Origin of the sequence: Janibacter sp. CX7, from assembly GCF_024362365.1 — a bacterium.
In the GTDB taxonomy this organism is placed as follows: Bacteria; Actinomycetota; Actinomycetes; order Actinomycetales; family Dermatophilaceae; genus Janibacter.
The window spans coordinates 1875896-1896223 of the sequence record NZ_CP101464.1 but is presented as its reverse complement, the minus strand read 5'-3'; the positions used below and the strand labels follow the sequence as shown (position 1 = coordinate 1896223).

The following is a 20328-nucleotide window of genomic DNA, read 5'->3' as shown; positions in this document are numbered from 1 at the left end:
GGACCGCGTGACACCACCCGCCCGACCCGGCCCCAGCATCTCCCGGCGAGGCTTCGACGACACCCGTCGGGCCGAGTCGCTGCTGGCTGACCCCGCACTCGCGCCGCTCGCCGAGGTCCGTGACGACCTCGTCGCGGCCCTGACGCGAGCCGCAGACCCCGACAGCGCGCTGCTCGGGCTCGTCCGGGTCGTCGAGGCAGCCGGCGACGAGGTCGAGGCGCTGCTCGCTGCGCTGCGGGACGACCCGGCGGCGCGGGCCAGGATCATCGGGGCCATGGGCGTCTCGACGGCGCTCGTCGACCACCTCGTCGCCCACCCGGAGCAGTGGCGCGACGCCGTCGACGCCCGGGAGATGACGCCCGAGGAGCGCACCGAGGCGCTCCTCGCCGAGATCGCCGAGCCCGGTGACCTCGAGCCGCAGGACGCGCTGCGAGTGGGTTACCGCCGCCAGCTGCTCGGCATCGCGGCCCGAGACACGACGGCCGACGACCCGGTCGAGTTCCTCCCCGAGGTCGCCCGCGCCCTGGCCGACCTCGCCGGCTCCGCCCTCGAGGGGGCGGTGCGCATCGCGATCGACGAGCTGGGGGAGGAGGGGCAGACCTGCCGCTTCGCCGTCATCGGCATGGGCAAGGCGGGTGGCCGCGAGCTCAACTACGTCTCCGACGTCGACGTCATCTTCGTCGCCGAGCCCGTCGAGGGTGCCGACGAGGCCGCCGCGCTCGAGGTCGCGACGAAGGTCGCGACGCGGATGATGCACGCCTGCTCCGACGCCACGGCGCACGGGACCCTGTGGCCGGTCGACCCGGCGCTGCGCCCCGAGGGCAAGCAGGGCCCGCTCGTGCGCACGGTGGCCAGCCACCGCACCTACTACGAGCGCTGGGCCAAGACGTGGGAGTTCCAGGCCCTGCTCAAGGCCCGTCACCTGGCCGGCGACGCGAGCCTGGGCGCCGAGTACCTCGCGGCGGTCCAGCCCATGGTCTGGGAGGCCGCCTCGCGGGAGGACTTCGTCGACGACGTGCAGGCCATGCGCCGGCGCGTGGAGGAGCACATCCCGTCCGCGGAGGCCGCGCGCCAGCTCAAGCTCGGGCCGGGCGGTCTGCGCGACGTCGAGTTCTCCGTCCAGCTGCTCCAGCTGGTCCACGGCCGCACCGACGAGAGCCTGCGCTCCGGCACGACTCTCGATGCCCTCGCGGCCCTCTCGGCGGGCGGCTACGTCGGTCGTGCCGACACGGCGGTCCTCACCGAGGCCTACAAGGTGCTGCGCACGCTCGAGCACCGGATCCAGCTGCACCGGCTGCGCCGGACCCACCTGATGCCGACCGCCGAGGCGGACCTGCGCCGTCTGGGCCGGTCCGTCCACCTGTGGGACCAGCCGGACAAGCAGGTCGTGCGGCTGCGCACGGAGCACTCGCGCGAGGTGCGGCGCCTGCACCAGCGTCTCTTCTACCGTCCGCTGCTGTCGGCGGTGGCCAAGCTCAGCCCCGACGAGGCCCGCCTGACGCCCGATGCCGCCCGTGAGCGGCTGAGCGCGCTCGGCTACCGCGACCCGGCCGGTGCCCTGCGCCACCTCGAGGTCCTCACCGACGGGGTCAACCGCACGGCGGCCATCCAGCGGCAGCTGCTGCCCGTCATGCTCGAGTGGTTCGCCGAGATGGCCGACCCCGACGCCGGTCTGCTCGCCTTCCGCAAGGTGAGCGAGGAGCTCGGCACGACGCACTGGTACCTGCGGCTGCTGCGTGACGAGGGCGAGGCCGCGCAGATCCTCGCCCACACGCTGGGGGCGAGTCGGTTTGCCGGGGACCTGCTGCTGGCCAGCCCCGAGGCGGTGCAGATGCTCGGCGACGCCGACGGACTGCGCCCGCGCGAGCGGGACGAGATCCTCAAGCGGATGCGGGCTGCCGCGAGTCGTCGGGACGAGGCCGATGCGGCCGTCGCGTCCATCCGCGCCATCCGGCGAGCCGAGATCTTCCGCGTCGCGGTCGCCGACCTGCAGGGGCGGATCAACCTCGAGCAGGTGGGTCACGCGCTCACCGACATCAGCGAGGCGGTCATCCAGGCCTCCCTCGAGGTCGTCGTGCGCGCCGTCGAGGCCGATCGAGGGGCGCCGGTCGGCACCGACCTGCTCATCGTCGGCATGGGCCGACTCGGCGGCAGCGAGATGGGCTACTCCTCCGATGCCGACGTCCTCTACGTGCACGAGCCCCACGAGGGCACGGACGACCAGGCCGCCCAGGAGGCCGCACTCGCCGTCGTCGGTGAGCTGCGACGCCTGCTCGGCGCCCCGGGGTCCGACCCGCCGCTCGGTCTCGACGCCGACCTGAGGCCCGAGGGCAAGAGCGGGCCGATGGTGCGCTCGCTGGCGTCCTACGCGACCTACTACGAGCGCTGGTCCGAGACGTGGGAGGCGCAGGCCCTGCTGCGCGCCCGTCCGGTGGCAGGCGACCCCGGGCTGGGGGAGCGCTTCACCGCCCTCATCGATCCCATCCGCTGGCCCGCCGAGGGGCTCGACGCGACGCAGGTGCGCGAGGTGCGCCGACTCAAGGCCCGCATGGAGGCCGAGCGGCTGCCCCGCGGCGCGGACCGCAAGGCGCACTTCAAGCTCGGCATGGGCGGTCTCTCCGACGTCGAGTGGACCGTCCAGCTGCTCCAGCTGGAGCACGCGCACGACCACGAGGAGCTGCGCACGACCCGGACCCTGCCGGCGCTCGGGGCGGCGGTCGAGGCCGGGCTCGTCGGGGGCGAGGACGCCGTGGTCCTGCGCGAGGCCTGGTCGATGGCCTCGCTGCTGCGCAATGCCGGCATGCTCTTCCGCGGTCGGGCGGTCGACTCGGTGCCGTCCAACCTGCGCGAGGCCGACGGCGTCGGCCGCATCGTCGGCATGGCACCGCAGTCGGGGCTGGCCCTCGCCGAGTCCTACCGCCGCACCGCCCGCCACGCGCGCCAGGTGGTCGACCGGATCTTCTACGGCGAGGTCTGACCCCGACGCATGAGACGCCGGTCAGGAGCCGGCGCGGACATACCTAGACTTGGGGCATGCTCGCGACGATCGACCTGCGCTCACAGCCCCTCGGCGCCCGGCAGCTGCGTGCCGTCCTGCCGCGGGCCGAGTACGACGTCGAGGCCGCCCTGGACGCGGTCCGGCCGATCAGCGACGAGGTCCATGACCGCGGGGCCGCTGCCCTCTACGACCTCGCCGAGCGCTTCGACGGAGTGCGGCCGTCCTCCCTTCGCGTCCCGCAGGAGGTCCTCGAGGCCGCTGTCGACACGCTCCACCCGGCCGTGCGCACGGCCCTCGAGGTCGCCATCGAGCGCACCCGGGCCGTCCACGCCGACCAGCGCCGCACCGACACCACGACCGACCTCGGTGGTGGCGGCACCGTCACCGAGCGCTGGGTCCCCGTCGAGCGCGTCGGCCTCTACGTCCCCGGCGGCCGGGCGGTCTACCCGTCGTCCGTCGTGATGAACGTCGTGCCCGCGCAGATCGCCGGGGTCGGGTCGCTCGCCGTCGCCAGCCCGCCGCAGAAGGAAAATGTCGGCGTCTTCGCCGGCTACCCCCACCCGACGATCCTCGCCGCCTGCGCCCTGCTCGGCGTCGACGAGGTGTGGGCCATGGGCGGCGCCCAGGCCGTGGCGGGCTTCGCCCACGGCTTCGAGGACGAGGCCGCGGGGGAGCGCGGCGAGTGCCTCCCGGTGAGCCTCGTGACCGGCCCGGGCAACATCTACGTCGCCGCCGCCAAGCGCCTGCTCAAGGGGATCGTCGGCATCGACGCCGAGGCCGGCCCCACCGAGATCGCCGTCCTCGCCGACGCCACGGCCGACCCCGAGCACGTCGCCGCCGACCTCATCAGCCAGGCCGAGCACGACCCCATGGCCGGGTCGGTCCTCGTCACCGACTCCACCGAGCTCGCCGACGCCGTCGCCGGTGCGGTCGAGCGACGAGCCGCCGCGACGAAGCACAGCGAGCGTGTCGGCGAGGCCCTCTCCGGCCGGCAGTCGGCGATCGTGCTCGTCGACGACCTCGACGCCGGCCTGCGGGTCGTCGACGCCTATGCCGCCGAGCACCTCGAGGTCATCACCGCCGACGCTCCCGGGGTCGCGGCCCGGGTGCGCAATGCCGGCGCGATCTTCGTCGGGGCGCACTCCCCGGTGAGCGTGGGCGACTACGTCGCCGGGTCGAACCACGTGCTGCCCACCGGCGGCAGTGCCGCGCACAGCAGCGGCCTGTCCGTCCAGTCCTTCCTCCGCGGCATCCACGTCGTCGAGTACTCCGAGCAGGCCCTCGCCGAGGTCGCCCCGCACGTCCTCGCGCTCTCCGAGGCCGAGGACCTGCCGGCCCACGGCGAGGCCGTCACCGCGCGCACCGGGGAGGTCCTGCGATGAGCGAGATCGAGCAGCTGCTGCGTCCCGCGCTGCGCGGTCGCACCCCCTATGGCGCGCCGCAGCTCGACGTCGACGTCCAGCTCAACACCAACGAGTCCTCCTACCCGGTGCCGCCCGAGGTCGTCTCTGCCATCGTCGCCGAGCTGGAGGAGCAGCTCGGGGGGCTCAACCGCTATCCCGACCGCGAGTTCACCGACCTGCGCAAGGCGCTCGTCTCCTACCTCGAGGACCGCAGCGGGGTCTCCCTTCGTCCCGAGCAGGTGTGGGCCGGCAACGGCAGCAACGAGGTGCTCTCCCACCTCGTCCAAGCCTTCGGCGGACCGGACCGCATCGCCTTGGGCTTCACCCCCGCCTACTCGATGCACCCGATCATCAGCGAGACCCTCGGCACGACCTGGGTCGACGGCCAGCGTGACCGGGAGTCCTTCGACCTGACCGTCGAGTCGGCCGTCGAGCAGGCCCGCCGCGTCGACCCGCACCTCGTCTTCCTCTGCTCGCCCAACAACCCCACCGGCACCGCACTGCCCTTCGACGTCATCGAGGCGATGCTCGAGGCCGCACCGCGGGCGATCGTCGTCGTCGACGAGGCCTACGCGGAGTTCGCCCGGCCGGGCACGCCGAGCGCCCTGTCGCTGCTCGCCGCCCACCCGCGGCTCGTGGTCACGCGCACGATGAGCAAGGCCTTCGCGCTCGCGGGCGGCCGCCTGGGCTACCTCGCCGCCGACCCGCAGGTCGTCGACGCGCTGCGCCTGGTCCGCCTGCCCTACCACCTGTCGGCCCCCACGCAGACGATCGCCCGGGTCTCCCTCGAGCACGCCGACCGGCTCCTCGAGACCGTCGACGCCATCAAGGAGCAGCGCGACCGGCTCGTCGCCGAGCTCACCGCCATGGGCCTGCGGCCCGTGCCGAGCGATGCCAACTTCGTGCTCTTCGGCGGGCTCGCCGACGCGGCGGCGACATGGCAGGCTCTGCTCGACCGGGGGGTCCTCGTCCGTGACGTCGGCATCCCGCACCACCTGCGGGTCACCGCCGGGACCCCCGAGGAGACGGGGCGCTTCCTCACGGCGATGACCGAGCTCGTCCCCCCCCACGCACTGACCGAGGAGACCTCGTGAGCACACCGTCCCGCACCGCCACCGTCACCCGGGGCACGTCGGAGAGCCGCGTCGAGGTGAGCGTCGACCTCGACGGCACCGGCAAGGGTGACGTCTCCACGGGCGTGCGGTTCTACGACCACATGCTCCTCTCGCTCGCCAAGCACAGCCTCATCGACCTCACGGTCCGGGCCGACGGCGACGTCGACGTCGACGCCCACCACACCGTCGAGGACGTCGCGATCGTCCTGGGTCAGGCGGTGCGCGAGGCACTCGGCGACAAGTCCGGCATCAGCCGCTTCGGCGACGCGACGGTGCCGCTCGACGAGGCTCTCGTCCACGCGGTCGTCGACGTCGCCGGGCGCCCCTACGTCGTGCACTCCGGCGAGCCGGCCGGCCAGGAGTACGTCATCATCGGCGGCAACTTCGTGGGGTCGCTGACCCGGCACGTCCTCGAGTCCTTCGCCTACAACGCCGGCATCGCGCTGCACGTGCGCGTCCTCGCCGGACGCGACCCGCACCACGTCGTCGAGGCGCAGTTCAAGGCGCTGGCCCGGGCCCTGCGCGCGGCCGTCGAGCCCGACCTGCGCGTCGTCGGCATCCCCAGCGCCAAGGGCGCTCTGTAGAGGATGCGATGACCCAGCAGGGCAGGGGAGTGGTGCTGCTCGCCGCCCCCGCGGCGCGGGCGGTCGAGTGGGTGCGTGGCGGCGTCGTGCCGTGCCACGTCCTCGAGCACGCCGCGTGGTCGATCATCGTGCCCGCGGCGACGACCAGCGTCACGGCAGCCCCCTACGACGACGCGCTCACCGTGCTCGCGTCCCGGCACGCCGGGCCACGGCTCACCCCGGCGATCGGGCTCTTCGTCATCGACGACACCGCGGTGCTCACCGCTCGGTCCGGCCGCAGCCCGGTGCGCTGGGCGCTGCGCTCGGCCGACCGCGAGATCGTCCGCGGCCCGCGCCTGCCTCCGCTCGCGCCCGAGGACCTGCACCGGACGCTCGCGGGCAACCCTGCAGTCCGCGAGGTGCCGATTCGTGAGGTGCGCGCCCTGTGGGGGCGCACCGACCTGACCCACGTCGAGTGGCTCGTCGAGGTCGCCACGGTCCTCGGTCTGCCCGGGAGCCGCGTCCTCGACGGTGCCGACGACTCGCTCGGCCCGGTCATCTCGCCCGACGAGAGCGCCGTGCGAGCCTTCGAGTCCGTCGTCAAGGATGTGCACCAATGACCAGTCCCCACGTCGTCGTCCTCGACCACGGTTCCGGCAACGTCCACTCCGCGGTGCGGGCCCTGACCCACGTCGGGGCCCGGGTGGAGCTGACCGCTGACCGTGACGCCGTCCTCGCCGCGGACGGCCTCGTCGTCCCGGGTGTCGGCAACTTCCACGCGTGCATGGCCGGCCTGCGAGCCGTGGGTGCGCCCACGCTCGTCGACCTGCGGCTGAGCGGCGGCCGTCCGGTCCTGGGCGTGTGCGTCGGCATGCAGGTGCTCTTCGACGGCTCCGACGAGCCCAGCGGCTCGCAGCCCACGGAGCAGGGGCTGCAGCAGTGGCCCGGCACCGTCGCCCGGCTCGAGGCGCCCGTCGTGCCGCACATGGGGTGGTCGACGGTCGAGGCGCCCGCGGGCACCCGCCTCTTCGACGGGGTCGAGGACGAGCGCTTCTACTTCGTGCACTCCTACGGCGTCCGGTCCTGGGACCTGCCCGTCGCCGACGGGGCGATGGCCCGCTCCACCCCGCGCGTCACGTGGAGCGAGCACGGGTCCCCCTTCGTCGCGGCCGTCGAGAACGGCCCTCTGTCCGCCACGCAGTTCCACCCCGAAAAATCCGGGGATGCCGGGCTGCACCTCCTGAAGAACTGGGTGATGTCACTGTGACCACGACCGAGAGCCCCCGCCTGGAGCTCTTGCCCGCCGTCGACGTGCGCGAAGGGCGGGCCGTCCAGCTGCAGCAGGGGGTCGCCGGGTCCGGATGGGACTTCGGCGACCCGCTGGAGGCCGCCCGGGCCTGGCAGGAGCAGGGCGCCGAGTGGATCCACCTCGTCGACCTCGACGCGGCCTTCGGCACGGGCAACAACCGCGACCTGCTCGCCGGCATCGTCGGTGGGCTCGACATCAAGGTCGAGCTGAGCGGTGGCATCCGTGACGAGGAGTCGCTGCGCTCGGCGCTCGACTCCGGCTGCGCGCGGGTCAACCTCGGCACCGCCGCCCTGGAGAACCCCGAGTGGACCGCGCGGGCCATCGCCGAGCACGGCGACCGGATCGCCGTCGGTCTCGACGTGCGGGGCACCACCCTCGCCGCCCGCGGGTGGACCCAGGAGGGCGGCGACCTGTGGGAGACGCTGGCCCGCCTCGATTCCGAGGGGTGCGCGCGCTACGTCGTCACCGACGTCGCCAAGGACGGCATGCTCGCCGGACCCAACCTCCAGCTGCTCCAGGACGTCTGCGCCGCGACCGACGCGGCCGTCGTCGCCAGCGGTGGCGTGACCACGCGGGATGACGTCGTCGCGCTGCGTGGGCTCGTGCCCGCCGGCGTCGAGGGCGCGATCATCGGCTCGGCGCTCTACAAGGGCACGGTGACCCTGAGCGACGCGCTCGACGCGGCAGGTCGACCGTGACCGGCGCGGGGCCGGAGAGCCTGCCGGGCGGATCGGACTCCGCCGGGGTGCCGTGGCAGGGACGCGAGCTGCCGACCGGGGGCTTCGCGGGTGACACCGGCGAGGCCGACCCGGCGCTGCGGCGGGCACTGACCTCCGCCGGCGAGGCAGAGGTGGTCGAGCACCTCGCGGCGGCCCGGCTCTTCGTGCCGGTCAAGGCGGTCGCCACCGACACGGCCGAGGGCGAGCACGGCGTCGTCTCCGACAAGGAGGCCGACATGGCCGTCGTCCTGCTCGAGCACCCCGACGGGCGGACGGCGCTGCCGGTCTTCTCGTCCATCGCCGACATGACGGCCTTCGACACCTCCGCCCGACCGGTGCCGGTCGAGGCGGCCCGCGCCGCCCAGGCCGCGGTGGGGGAGCAGGCCGACCTCATGGTGCTCGACTGCGCGAGCGAGCACGCCTTCGAGGTGCGCGCCTCGATGGTGTGGGCGCTGGCCCAGCAGCGGGCCTGGCTGCCGGCGCACGAGGACCCCTTCGTCGCCGACTCCGTCGCCCGGGTCGTCGCCCGTCACGACGAGGTGACCGACCACGACCTCGCGGCCGGCGTGCCCGACGGGCAGGGCGTGCTCCAGGTGCGGCTGACCCTCGTGCCGGGGCTCGACGAGGAGGGCGTGCGCGCCCTGGTCACCGCGATCGCCGAGGCCCTCGCGACCGACGGCGAGCTGCGGGCCCGGGTCGACGGGCTCTCCTTCACCGTCGTCTGACCCGCGGGCACCGTCGCCCAGCTCGGCGGCGCGGGCCCCGCGACATGCCGTGGGGTCGATTTCGGCCCGGCGGGGGTGCGCTGGTACCGTGGTCGTCGACCGGTCATCGTCCCCGTGACGGTGACGCAAGAGGAGCCCCGCTTCCACCCGCGTCGACCACAGGTTCGTCAGGACCGCCAGGTTGCCGGGTCACAGGTCTCGACGCGGTTCCCGACCGCTGGAGGTGCACCGTCACCCCCTTCGTCCGGGCGCATCCGATGTCGTGCTCTGGTGAGGCTCCTCGCGATCGGCGAGGAGCCTTTCTTCGTCGGTGGCCAAGGAGTCTTACACCGAGCCAAGGAGAAGCACATCAGCGAGCCTCGCATCAATGACCGTATCCGCGTCCCGGAGGTGCGGTTGGTCGGCCCCAACGGGGAGCAGGTCGGCATCGTCCGCGTGGAGGACGCCCTTCGCCTCGCCGCAGAGGCGGACCTCGACCTCGTCGAGGTCGCTCCGATGGCCAAGCCCCCGGTGGCCAAGCTCATGGACTTCGGCAAGTACAAGTACGAAGCCGCCATGAAGGCGCGCGAAGCGCGCAAGAACCAGGTCAACACGGTCATCAAGGAGATCAAGCTCCGACCGAAGATCGACAGCCACGACTACGGCACCAAGAAGGGCCACGTCGAGCGCTTCCTCGGCGCCGGCGACAAGGTCAAGGTGACGATCATGTTCCGTGGTCGCGAGCAGTCCCGCCCCGAGCTGGGCTTCCGACTGCTGCAGCGTCTCGCGGAGGACGTCGTGGAGCTCGGCACCGTCGAGTCGGCCCCCAAGCAGGACGGCCGCAACATGGTCATGGTGCTCGCACCGACGAGGAAGAAGTCCGAGGCCCGCGCCGAGGCGCGACGCAAGAAGGACGAGCAGAAGGCGGCTTCGGCCGCTGCCCCGGCCGAGGCGGTCGAGACCCCCGAGGTCGAGGCCACCGAGGCCCCGGCCGAGTCCTGAGCCGGCCCCAGACCAGCACAGCAACGAGAAGGAGATCGGCGACATGCCGAAGAACAAGACGCACTCCGGTGCGAAGAAGCGCTTCCGGGTCACCGGCTCGGGCAAGATCATGCGCGAGCGCGCCAACCACGTCCACAAGTTCCACGAGAAGACCCCGCAGCACGCGCGTCGTCTCGCGAACGACGTCCTGGTCTCCAAGGCCGACGAGAAGAAGATCAAGAAGCTGCTCGGTCGCTGACCTGAGCCTCTTGTCCCCACACACTGAAGGAGTCATCACGTGGCACGCGTGAAGCGGGCGGTCAACGCCCACAAGAAGCGCCGGGTCGTCCTCGAGCGCGCCAGCGGCTACCGGGGCCAGCGGTCCCGCCTCTACCGCAAGGCCAAGGAGCAGGTCACCCACAGCGCGGTCTACAGCTACCGTGACCGTCGCGCCAAGAAGGGCGACTTCCGTCGCCTGTGGATCCAGCGCATCAACGCCGGCGCCCGCGCCAACGGCATGACGTACAACCGCTTCATCCAGGGCCTGCGCGCCGCGGAGATCGAGGTCGACCGTCGCATGCTCGCCGAGCTCGCCGTCAACGACGAGGCCGCCTTCGCCGCGCTCGTCGAGGTCGCCAAGGCCAACGTGCCGGCGACCGCTGACGCCAAGGTCGAGGCCTGAGCGACCACACCGGACGCCGGGAGCGCCCTGCGCTGACCAATCCCTCCTCGGAGCGGGTGCGGTCGGTGCGTGGGCTCTCCCGGCGTTCTGCGCGTCGGCGCACCGGCCGGGTCCTCGTCGAGGGGCCGCAGGGGGTGCGCGAGGCGGTGCGCTTCGCACCCGAGCGGATCGTCGACCTCTACGTGACCGCCGAGGCGGAGCAGCGCTACGCCGAGTTCGTCGAGCCGGCCCGTGAGGCGGGCGTCTTCGTCCACGAGGTGACCGACGAGGTCCTCGCCGCGATGTGCGATGCCGACACCCCGCAGGGCACGGCTGCCGTCGTCGAGTGGGCGCCGAGCGACCTGCCCGGCGTCCTCGCCGCCGACCCGCGGCTGCTCGTCCTGCTCACCCACGTGCGTGACCCCGGCAACCTCGGCACGGTCATCAGGGGTGCGGACGCGGCAGGTGCCGACGCGGTGCTCGTCAGCGACGCCTCGGTCGACGTCACCTCGCCCAAGGTCGTGCGCTCGACCGCCGGCTCGCTCTTCCACCTGCCGGTCGTCACCGGGCTGTCGATCCCCGAGACGCTGACGGCGCTCGGCGCGGCCGGGGTGCGGCGGCTGGCCGCCGACGGTGCAGGGGAGTCGACGACCGAGGACGCCGACCTCGCCGGTCCGCACGTGTGGGTCATGGGCAACGAGGCCTGGGGTCTCGAGGAGGCCACCCTCGCTGCGTGCGACGAGGTCGTCCGGGTCCCGATCCACGGTCACGCCGAGTCGCTCAACCTCGCGATGGCGACGACGATCTGCCTCTACGCCTCGGCCCGTCAGCAGCGCGCCTGACCCGGCAGACGGTCCGGCTCCCGCAGCCGACGACATGACGAAGGGCGCCGCCCCCCGTGAGGGGAGCGGCGCCCTTCGTTGTGCCGATGCGGTCAGGCGTTGGCGCCGGAGCGGGCGTTGGTCTCCTGCCCGCGCAGGATCTCGCCCGGGTCGGTCGGCGACTCCGCGGCGGCCTTGACCCCCTCGGCGATGCGGGAGCCGACGTCGCCGTCGATGTTGCTCCAGTACTGCAGGGCCTGCGAGAGCACCGGCTCGACCACCCCTGAGAGGGCGCCGACGACGGTGTCGACGAGACGGTCGCGCTGCGCGTCGTCGAAGACCTCACGCACGAGCGTGCCTGCCTGGCCGAAGTCGTCGTCCTCGGCGTGCAGCTCGTAGGCGGAGCGGACGATCTCGCCGTCGGCCTCCCACCCGTCGTCGACCGGGCCCTGCTCGTCGGCGTGCGGCCGGCCGAAGCTGTTGGGCTGGTAGACGGGGGCGTCACCGGAGTGCTCGTAGCGCATCGGCCCGTCGAAGGTGAAGTGGTTCTCCTGGGCCACGGCCGGGCGGTTGACCGGCAGCTGGTGGAAGTTCGGGCCGATCCGGGCGCGGTGGGCGTCGGCGTAGGCGAAGACCCGGCCGAGCAGCATCTTGTCGGGCGAGAAGCCGATCCCCGGCACCGTGTTGCTCGGGGCGAAGGCGGCCTGGTCGATCTGCGCGAAGAAGTTGACCGGGTTCTCGTCGAGGGTCATCGTGCCGACCTCGATGAGCGGGTAGTCCTCGTGCGACCAGGTCTTCGTCAGGTCGAAGGGGTTGAAGCGGTAGGTCTTGGCGTCCTCGTAGGGCATGACCTGGACCGACAGCTTCCACTGCGGGTGGTCGCCGCGGGCGATGGCGTCGAAGAGGTCGCGACGGTGGAACTCCGCGTCCTCGCCGGCGAGACGTCCCGCCGCGTCGTTGGTCAGGCCCTCGACGCCCTGCTGGGTGTGGAAGTGGTACTTGACCCAGAACTTCTCGCCGGAGGCGTTGACCCACATGTAGGTGTGGCTGCCGTAGCCGTTCATGTGGCGCCACGAGCGGGGCAGGCCGCGGTCACCCATGAGGTAGGTGACCTGGTGGGCCGACTCCGGGTTGTTGGTCCAGAAGTCCCACTGCATCGTGTTGTCGCGCAGGCCCGAGTCGGGCAGGCGCTTCTGGCTGCGGATGAAGTGGGGGAACTTCAGCGGGTCGCGCAGGAAGAAGATCGGGGTGTTGTTGCCGACGAGGTCGAAGTTGCCCTCGCTCGTGTAGAAGCGCAGCGCGAAGCCGCGCACGTCACGCCAGGTGTCGGGGGAGCCGAGCTCGCCGGCGACGGTGGAGAAGCGAGCGAGCATCCGGGTGGTCGTGCCCTGCTGGAAGACCGCGGCCTTGGTGTACTGCGACACGTCGGCGGTCGTCTCGAAGTGGCCGAAGGCACCGGAGCCCTTGGCGTGCGGCTTGCGCTCGGGGATGTTCTCCCGGTTGAAGTGGGCGAGCGTGTCCACGAGGTGCGTGTCGTGGAGCAGCAGGGGGCCGTTGCTGCCGACGGAGAGGCTGTTGCGGTCGCTGACGGTCGGGGCGCCGTTGACCTGAGTCGACGGGCCGGACGTGTCGAGGGTGCCGCGCGCGTCCGAGCGCGGGGCCGGGGTCTCGGGGGTGGATGACATCTGCTGCTCCTCTTTCTCTTCGGGGTGGGGTGCAGTGCTGATCAGTGGGTCGCGGCCTCCGCGCAGGCGGGGCAGGTGCCCCAGTAGATGACCTCGGCCTCGTCGATGGCGAAGCCGTGGTCGTCGGCCGCGTCGAGGCAGGGGGCGGCGCCCGGTGCGCACTCGACGTCGAGCATCGTGCCGCAGGTGCGGCAGACGAGGTGGTGGTGGTTGTCGCCGAGCTCGAGCTCGTAGCGGGCGGGGTGGCCGGCCGGCTCGAACTTGCGCACCATGCCCTGGGCGGCGAGCGCCCCGAGGATGTCGTAGACGGCCTGGGTGCTCACCGAGCCCAGGCGTTCGCGGGTGGCGCGGGTGATCGTGTCGACATCGGCGTGCGGGTGCGCCGAGAGCTCGCGCAGCACGGCCACCCGGGGGGCCGTGACGCGCAGCGAGTGCTCCCGCAGCAGGTCCGCCGCGGCGTCGGTGTCGATCATCGTGCTCATCGCCACCAGAGTCCCACCAGAACTTGAATGAGTCAAGAAAAGGACGGTGCCGCCGGCGGGGGGACGAAGGGGGTCCCCGGCACCCGCCGTAGGGTGCCGGGCATGAGGATCTGGCAGACCGTGCAGCGGTGGCGCGGCCGACGCCCGTGGAGCCGCTGGCGCACGAGGGGTGTGTCGCGGGCTGACCTCGAGGACGGACCGGTCATCCCCTTCGTCCCGGGTGGGGCCGAGGTGCCGCAGGGGCTGGGTCACGACCCGGAGCGGGACGAGCTCGTCTACACCTTCTACGACGTGCGCGACTCCCGCCGTGGGCTGCTCGTCATCGCCGACGCGGAGGGCGAGGTGACCGCCAGGGTGGGCCTGACCGGCCTCGACCACTACGGCGGGGTCGCGGTCCTCGACCGGTGGACCTATGTCAGCGGTGCCGGACGGCTGCAGGTGCACGAGACCGAGTGTCTGCGCGGGGGACTGAGCGAACCCGTCGCCACGGTGCGCGTGCGGGCGAGCTCGACGGTCACCGCCCACGACGGCGGGCTGTGGGTCGCCCGCTTCGTCGTCGACGGACCCGGCCGGGCGCACCGCTACCGGATCACGGCCGACGGCCGGCCGGAGCCGACGGGGGAGGAGCTCGTCGTGCCGCCGCGCACCCAGGGCCTGGCCTTCGACGACGACCGGGCGGTGTGGTTCTCCCGCAGCTGGGGGCGCACCGCGCCGTCGGTGCTCACGCGGGTCGACGCCGCCGACCTGGCCCGGGACGGTGGGTGGACCCCCGCGACGGGTCGCGACTGGCTGCTGCCTCCCATGGCGGAGGGCTCGGTCATCGTCGACGGGCGCCTGCTCCAGCTCTACGAGTCGGCCGCCGGACCCTACCGGCAGCACCGCCGCGGACCCCGGCCGGTGATGAACCTGCTGCTCGGGCGGCTCGAGCCCCGGGAGTACCTGACCGTGCACGATCTGGACTGAGCCGGGCCCGTAGACTCGGGCCTCGTGTCAGGACCCAACACCAACTACGACCCGGTCGAGGTCGCCGCGCTCGACCCGCAGGTGATCGACGAGGCCGTCCAGGCCGCGCTCGACGCCGCGGCGGGCGCCACGACCCTCGACGAGCTCAAGCGGATCCGGGGGGCGCACCAGGGCGACAAGAGCCCGCTCGCCCTCGCCAACCGCGAGATCGGTGCGCTGCCGCCGAGCGCCAAGGCCGAGGCCGGCAAGCGCGTCGGCCAGGCCCGTGGCCGAGTGGGGCAGGCCTTCGCCGCCCGCCAGGCCGAGCTCGAGGCCGAGCGCGACGAGCGGATCCTCGTCGAGGAGACCCTCGACCTCACGGTGCCGAGCCCGTACCAGCGGCTCGGCGCCCGGCACCCGATCAGCCTGGTCACCGAGCGCGTCGAGGACATCTTCGTCGGCATGGGCTGGGAGATCGCCGAGGGTCCCGAGATCGAGTCCGAGTGGCTGACCTTCGACGCGCTCAACATCGGTCCGGACCACCCGGCCCGCGGTGAGCAGGACACCTTCTTCGTCGAGCCGGCCGACGCCGGCGTCGTGCTGCGCACGCACACCTCGCCGGTGCAGATTCGCACCATGCTCGACCGCGAGCCGCCGATCTACGTGCTCTGCCCGGGCAAGGTCTTCCGCACCGACGACCTCGACGCGACGCACACGCCGGTCTTCCACCAGTTCGAGGGTCTGGTCGTCGACAAGGGCATCACCATGGCGCACCTGCGCGGGGCGCTCGACGCCTTCGTCCAGGGTCTCTTCGGCGAGGGCGTCGTCACGCGGCTGCGTCCGAACTACTTCCCCTTCACCGAGCCGAGTGCCGAGATCGACTGCCGCTGCTGGGTCTGCCGCGGCGAGGACTCGGCCTGCCGCACGTGCGGCGGCACCGGCTGGATCGAGCTCGGTGGCTCCGGCATGGTCAACCGTCGCGTGCTCGCGGCCGCCGGGATCGACCCCGACGAGTACACCGGCTTCGCCTTCGGCCTGGGCATCGAGCGCTCGCTCATGCTGCGCCACGGCGTCGCCGACATGCGCGACATCATCGAGGGAGACGTCCGCTTCTCGGCGGCGTTCGGGATGGAGATCTGATGCGGGCCCCGATCGAGTGGCTGCGTGAGCTGACCGAGGTCGAGCCGGGGGCGAAGGGGGCGGACGTCGCCGCCACGCTCGTGCGCGTCGGCCTCGAGGAGGAGGACATCCTCGGTGGCGAGGTGACCGGTCCTCTCGTCGTCGGCAAGGTGCTCGAGCGCACCCCCGAGGAGCAGAAGAACGGCAAGACGATCAACTGGTGCCAGGTCGACGTGGGTGCCGCCAACGGCACCGGCGAGCCGCAGGGCATCGTGTGCGGTGCGCACAACTTCGACGTGGGCGACCTCGTCGCGGTGATCCTGCCCGGCGGCGTGCTGCCGGGGAACTTCGAGATCTCGGCGCGCAAGACCTACGGCCACGTGAGCGCCGGCATGATCTGCTCCGCGATGGAGCTGGGCCTCGGCGAGGACCACGACGGCATCATCGTGCTCACCGAGCAGCTGCCGGCCGACGTCGTCGGTGCCCTCGCGCCCGGCGACGACCTCATCCCCGTGCTCGGCCTCGACGCCGAGACGGTCGAGGTCAACGTCACCCCGGACCGCGGCTACTGCTTCTCCATGCGCGGCATCGCCCGCGAGTACGCCCTGTCGGAGGGCACCCCCTTCGTCGACCCGGCGGACCTGACCGTCGCGACCGCGACCGGCCCCGGGCACGAGGTGCGCCTCGTCGACGACGCGCCGGTCGACGGTGTGCCCGGCTGCGACCGCTTCGTCGCCCGGGTCGTGCGCGGCATCGACGCGACCGCAGAGTCGCCCGAGTGGATGCGCCGCCGGCTCACCGAGGTCGGCATGCGGCCGATCTCGCTCGCCGTCGACGTCACCAACTACGTGATGATGCTGCTCGGCCAGCCGCTGCACGCCTACGACCTCGCCAAGCTCGACGGGGCCATCGAGGTGCGGCGCGCCCGTGCCGGCGAGCGCCTCACGACCCTCGACGACGTCGAGCGCGAGCTCGTCCCCGAGGACCTGCTCATCACCGACGGCGGCACGACGCCCCTGGCCATCGCGGGCGTCATGGGTGGCGCTTCGAGCGAGGTCGACGACGCGACGACCGACGTCCTCGTCGAGGCCGCGCACTTCGACGCCGTGAGCGTGGCGCGCTCGGCGCGACGTCACCGCCTGACGACCGAGGCGTCCAAGCGCTTCGAGCGGGGCGTCGATCCCGCGGTCACGGCCGCGGCCGCGCAGCTCGCCGTCGACCTGCTCGTCGAGCACGGTGGGGGCACGGCCGACGACACCGCGACCGACGTGGGCACTCCGGCACCGCCGGCGGCCATCCCCTTCGACCCGACCCTGCCTAGCCGCTACATCGGCCTCGACTACCCCCGTGAGGAGGTCGTCGCGACCCTCACCGCGATCGGCTGCGCCGTGGCGGACGAAGGGGAGTCCCTCCTCGTCACGCCGCCCACCTGGCGCCCCGACCTCGCCGACGGTCCCGACCTCGTCGAGGAGGTCGCCCGGGTGCGCGGCTACGACCAGATCCCGTCGGTCGTGCCGCGGGCCAGCGCCGGACGTGGTCTGACCAAGGGGCAGCGGGACCGCCGCACGGTCGCCCGCACGCTCGCCGCGACCGGGCTCGTCGAGGTGCTGTCCTACCCCTTCACGTCCGAGGGGCGCTTCGACGCACTCGGCTACCCGGCCGACGACGCGCGCCGCACGACGGTGCGCCTGGCCAACCCGCTGCAGGACGAGGCGCCGCTCATGCGCACCTCGATCCTCGACACCCTGCTCGACACCCTGCGGCGCAACGTCTCCCGCGGGCACCGCGATGCCGCGCTCTACGAGATCGGCCTCGTGACGGCGGGCGGGATCACCCCGCTGCCGGTGCCCCCGGGTGGGGCACTGCCCTCGACCGAGGACCTCGAGCGGATCACGACCGGGGTCCCGGCCCAGCCGCGCCACGTCGCGATCGCGGCGGCGGGCGCCGCCGTGCCCGCCGGCCCGCACGGTCCCGCGCGTGCCGTCGGCGCGAGCGATGTCGTCGGCTGGTCGCTCGCGGTGGGTGCCGCGCTCGGTCTCGACCTGCAGGTCGAGGCGGCGCAGCGCGAGCCCTTCCACCCCGGGCGGTGCGTCGCGGTGACCCTGGCCGATGGCTCGGTCGTCGGGCACGCGGGTGAGCTGCACCCGAAGGTCTGCACGGCCCTGGAGCTGCCCGAGCGCACCGTCGCCGCCGAGCTCGACCTTGACGCGATCATCGCGGCCGCCGGTGACCCGGTGACCCCGGCGCAGCTGTCGACCCAGCCCCCGGCCAACACCGACGTCGCGCTCGTCGTCGACGAGGGGGTCCCTGCGGCCGCCGTTGCCGCGGCCCTGCGTTCGAGCGCGGGCGACGACCTCGAGTCGCTGACGCTCTTCGACGTCTTCCGTGGCGACCAGGTGGGGGAGGGGCGCAAGTCGCTGGCCTACCGGCTGACCTTCCGCGCCGACCGCACCCTCACAACCGACGAGGTCAGCGCCCTGCGGGACAAGGCCGTCGCGTCGGCGGCCTCGGCGACGGGTGCCCAGCAGCGCTGAGTCGTGCATCCCGGGGGGACGCTCGGGTGACCCGAGAATCCTCGCGGGACGGGTTTGCATGAAACTTCGCATCTGCGTATGGTCATGCAGGTGATCAAAGCAGCCATCGCCGGAGCCAGCGGCTACGCAGGAGCCGAGATCGCTCGGCTCCTGCTCGGCCACCCAGACGTCGAGATCGGCGCACTCACCGCGTCGGGCAACGCGGGCACCCGCTTCGGTGACCTCGCGCCCCACCTGCAGGCCCTCGCCGACCGGGTCCTCGAGCCGACCGACGCGCAGACCCTCGCCGGGCACGACGTCGTCTTCCTCGCGCTGCCGCACGGACACTCCGCCGCCATCGCCGAGCAGCTGCCCGACGACGTGACCGTCGTCGACTGCGGGGCGGACTTCCGGCTCGACGACGCCGGTGACTGGGACGACTACTACGACACCCCCTTCGCCGGGACGTGGCCCTACGGCCTGCCGGAGCTCGTCCGGGCCGACGGCACGAAGCACCGCGACGCCCTCGTCGGCGCCCGGCGGATCGCCGTCCCCGGGTGCTACCCGACGGCGGCGAGCCTGGCCCTCGCGCCCGGTCTGGCTGCCGGAGTGGTCGAGCCCGACGACGTCGTCGTCGTGGCCGCCTCCGGCACCTCCGGCGCAGGCCGCTCCGCCAAGCCGCACCTCATCGGCTCCGAGGTCATGGGGGCCATGAGCCCCTACGGCGTCGGTGGCGTCCACCGCCACACGCCGGAGATCGAGCGCAACCTCGCCCGCGCCGCCGGCCGCGATGCCACGGTCTCCTTCACCCCGACGCTCGCGCCCATGCCGCGCGGGATCCTGGCCACCGTCACCGCCCGGGCGGCTGCCGGTGCCACCGCCGCGACGGTCCGGGCCGCGTGGGAGCAGGCCTACGCCGACGAGCCCTTCGTCCACCTGCTGCCCGAGGGGCAGTGGCCGCACACCGGCAGCGTCGTGGGCTCCAACCTCGTGCACGTGCAGGTCGTCCTCGACGAGCGCAGCGGCCGCGTGGTCGCCATCGCGGCGGAGGACAACCTGACGAAGGGGACGGCCGGCGCCGCCGTGCAGTCCATGAACCTCGCCCTGGGTCTGCCCGAGACCACGGGGCTGCCGACGACGGGAGTGGCACCGTGAGCACGACGACCCCTGCTGGATTTCGCGCCGCCGGCGTGACCGCCGGCCTCAAGCCGAGCGGTCGCCCCGACGTGGCGCTCGTCGTCAACGACGGCCCCGACCGTCACGCGGCCGCGGTCTTCACGACCAACCGCGTGGAGGCCGCTCCGGTCACCTGGTCGCGCCAGACCCTCGTCGACGGGCGCGCCGATGCCGTGATCCTCAACTCGGGCGGTGCCAATGCCTGCACCGGCGCGCAGGGCTTCCAGGACACCCACGCGACCGCCGAGCACACGGCCGAGGCCCTCGGGGTCTCCGCCGGCGACGTCGTCGTGTGCAGCACCGGCCTCATCGGCGAGCTGCTCCCGATGGACAAGCTCACCGCCGGCGTCACCGCCGCCGCGACGGTCCTCGACGAGGACGGGGGAGCGGCGGCCGCCGAGGCGATCATGACGACCGACACCGTGCCCAAGACCGCCGCGGCGACGCGTGACGGTTGGAGCGTCGGCGGCATGGCGAAGGGGGCGGGCATGCTCGCCCCGGCCCTCGCCACGATGCTCGTCGTCGTGACGACCGATGCCGTCACGAGTGCGGCCGACCTCGACGCCGCGCTGCGCGAGGCGACCCGCACCACCTTCGACCGGATCGACTCCGACGGCTGCATGTCGACCAACGACACCGTCCTTGTGATGGCCTCGGGCGCCTCGGGCACGACCGTCGCGCGCGAGGACCTCGCCGAGGCGCTGCGCGAGGTGTGCGCCGACCTGGCACGCCAGCTCATCGGCGACGCAGAGGGAGCCGCCCACGACATCGAGATCGTCGTGCACCACGCGGCGAGCGAGGCCGATGGTCTCGAGGTCGCGCGCAGCATCGCGCGCAACAACCTCTTCAAGTGCGCGATCTTCGGCAAGGACCCCAACTGGGGTCGGGTGCTCGCCGCTGTCGGCACGACGGGCGCGGTCTTCGAGCCGGCCCAACTCGACGTCTCGATCAACGGCGTGCAGGTCTGCCGCGCCGGTGGCGTCGGCGAGGACCGCACCCTCGTCGACCTCGAGGCCCGCGAGGTGCGCGTCGAGGTCGACCTCCATGCGGGGGACGACGAGGTCACGGTGTGGACCAACGACCTCACCCACGACTACGTCCACGAGAACTCCGCCTACTCCACCTGATCGGAGGCCG

General features: G+C 72.9%; 19 protein-coding genes. 17 read left to right on the top strand and 2 right to left on the bottom strand.

Annotated elements, in window-relative coordinates; genetic code table 11:
- The first annotated feature begins 7 nt into the window (after window positions 1-7).
- From NMQ01_RS09235 to NMQ01_RS09180, 12 genes are all read left to right on the top strand, one after another.
- Window positions 8-2977: a bifunctional [glutamine synthetase] adenylyltransferase/[glutamine synthetase]-adenylyl-L-tyrosine phosphorylase gene (locus tag NMQ01_RS09235; protein WP_255183653.1), complete on the top strand. Its 2970-nt coding sequence runs from the start codon at window positions 8-10 to the stop codon at window positions 2975-2977.
- 56 nt (window positions 2978-3033) lie between these two features.
- Complete coding sequence (hisD, locus tag NMQ01_RS09230; protein ID WP_255183652.1) at window positions 3034-4380, top strand: histidinol dehydrogenase; 1347 nt, start codon at window positions 3034-3036, stop codon at window positions 4378-4380.
- A complete protein-coding gene (locus tag NMQ01_RS09225) occupies window positions 4377-5495 on the top strand; it encodes a histidinol-phosphate transaminase (RefSeq protein WP_255183651.1) in 1119 nt (372 codons plus the stop codon). Before hisD ends, NMQ01_RS09225 begins: the two co-directional genes overlap by 4 nt.
- Complete coding sequence (gene hisB, locus NMQ01_RS09220; protein ID WP_255183650.1) at window positions 5492-6100, top strand: imidazoleglycerol-phosphate dehydratase HisB; 609 nt, start codon at window positions 5492-5494, stop codon at window positions 6098-6100. The genes NMQ01_RS09225 and hisB overlap by 4 nt, the downstream gene beginning before the upstream one ends.
- An 8-nt stretch (window positions 6101-6108) precedes the next feature.
- Window positions 6109-6699 (top strand): hypothetical protein, encoded by a 591-nt coding sequence (locus NMQ01_RS09215; protein WP_255183649.1) that lies wholly within the window; start codon window positions 6109-6111, stop codon window positions 6697-6699.
- Window positions 6696-7346, top strand: coding sequence for an imidazole glycerol phosphate synthase subunit HisH (hisH, locus tag NMQ01_RS09210; RefSeq protein ID WP_255183648.1), 651 nt, complete (start codon window positions 6696-6698; stop codon window positions 7344-7346). The genes NMQ01_RS09215 and hisH overlap by 4 nt, the downstream gene beginning before the upstream one ends.
- The gene (gene priA / locus NMQ01_RS09205; protein ID WP_255183647.1) at window positions 7343-8086 is read left to right on the top strand and encodes a bifunctional 1-(5-phosphoribosyl)-5-((5-phosphoribosylamino)methylideneamino)imidazole-4-carboxamide isomerase/phosphoribosylanthranilate isomerase PriA; all 744 of its coding nucleotides are present in this window, start codon (window positions 7343-7345) and stop codon (window positions 8084-8086) included. The genes hisH and priA overlap by 4 nt, the downstream gene beginning before the upstream one ends.
- Window positions 8083-8832, top strand: a complete 750-nt coding sequence (locus NMQ01_RS09200) for an SseB family protein (protein WP_255183646.1) — start codon at window positions 8083-8085, stop codon at window positions 8830-8832. Before priA ends, NMQ01_RS09200 begins: the two co-directional genes overlap by 4 nt.
- A gap of 348 nt (window positions 8833-9180) precedes the next feature.
- Window positions 9181-9813 (top strand): translation initiation factor IF-3, encoded by a 633-nt coding sequence (gene infC, locus NMQ01_RS09195; protein WP_303708385.1) that lies wholly within the window; start codon window positions 9181-9183, stop codon window positions 9811-9813.
- Window positions 9814-9856: 43 nt separating this feature from the next.
- Complete coding sequence (rpmI, locus tag NMQ01_RS09190; RefSeq protein WP_007925928.1) at window positions 9857-10051, top strand: 50S ribosomal protein L35; 195 nt, start codon at window positions 9857-9859, stop codon at window positions 10049-10051.
- 39 nt (window positions 10052-10090) lie between these two features.
- Window positions 10091-10474, top strand: a complete 384-nt coding sequence (gene rplT, locus NMQ01_RS09185; protein WP_255183644.1) for a 50S ribosomal protein L20 — start codon at window positions 10091-10093, stop codon at window positions 10472-10474.
- Between the two features lie 56 nt (window positions 10475-10530).
- Entirely contained in the window at window positions 10531-11295 is a 765-nt protein-coding gene (locus NMQ01_RS09180) for an RNA methyltransferase (protein ID WP_255183643.1), read from the top strand.
- A 92-nt stretch (window positions 11296-11387) separates the two neighbouring features.
- Here the strand turns inward: NMQ01_RS09180 and NMQ01_RS09175 are convergent, their stop codons facing one another.
- Entirely contained in the window at window positions 11388-12959 is a 1572-nt protein-coding gene (locus NMQ01_RS09175; RefSeq protein WP_255183642.1) for a catalase, read from the bottom strand.
- A 41-nt stretch (window positions 12960-13000) separates the two neighbouring features.
- Window positions 13001-13441 carry a Fur family transcriptional regulator gene (locus NMQ01_RS09170; RefSeq protein ID WP_255183641.1) on the bottom strand — a complete coding sequence of 147 codons (441 nt, stop codon included), beginning with the start codon at window positions 13439-13441 and terminating at the stop codon, window positions 13001-13003.
- 102 nt (window positions 13442-13543) lie between these two features.
- Between NMQ01_RS09170 and NMQ01_RS09165 the strand changes: the two genes are divergently transcribed.
- The 5 genes from NMQ01_RS09165 to argJ all read left to right on the top strand — a co-directional run bounded on the left by NMQ01_RS09165 (window position 13544) and on the right by argJ (window position 20318).
- A complete protein-coding gene (locus NMQ01_RS09165; RefSeq protein ID WP_255183640.1) occupies window positions 13544-14404 on the top strand; it encodes a hypothetical protein in 861 nt (286 codons plus the stop codon).
- A gap of 24 nt (window positions 14405-14428) precedes the next feature.
- Window positions 14429-15523 carry a phenylalanine--tRNA ligase subunit alpha gene (gene pheS / locus NMQ01_RS09160; RefSeq protein ID WP_255183639.1) on the top strand — a complete coding sequence of 365 codons (1095 nt, stop codon included), beginning with the start codon at window positions 14429-14431 and terminating at the stop codon, window positions 15521-15523.
- Window positions 15523-18036 (top strand): phenylalanine--tRNA ligase subunit beta, encoded by a 2514-nt coding sequence (pheT, locus tag NMQ01_RS09155; protein ID WP_255183638.1) that lies wholly within the window; start codon window positions 15523-15525, stop codon window positions 18034-18036. Before pheS ends, pheT begins: the two co-directional genes overlap by 1 nt.
- Window positions 18037-18120: 84 nt before the next feature.
- Window positions 18121-19170, top strand: a complete 1050-nt coding sequence (argC, locus tag NMQ01_RS09150; RefSeq protein ID WP_255183637.1) for an N-acetyl-gamma-glutamyl-phosphate reductase — start codon at window positions 18121-18123, stop codon at window positions 19168-19170.
- On the top strand, window positions 19167-20318 hold the full coding sequence (gene argJ, locus NMQ01_RS09145) for a bifunctional glutamate N-acetyltransferase/amino-acid acetyltransferase ArgJ (protein ID WP_255183636.1): 1152 nt from the start codon (window positions 19167-19169) through the stop codon (window positions 20316-20318). The genes argC and argJ overlap by 4 nt, the downstream gene beginning before the upstream one ends.
- The last annotated feature ends 10 nt before the right edge of the window (window positions 20319-20328 follow it).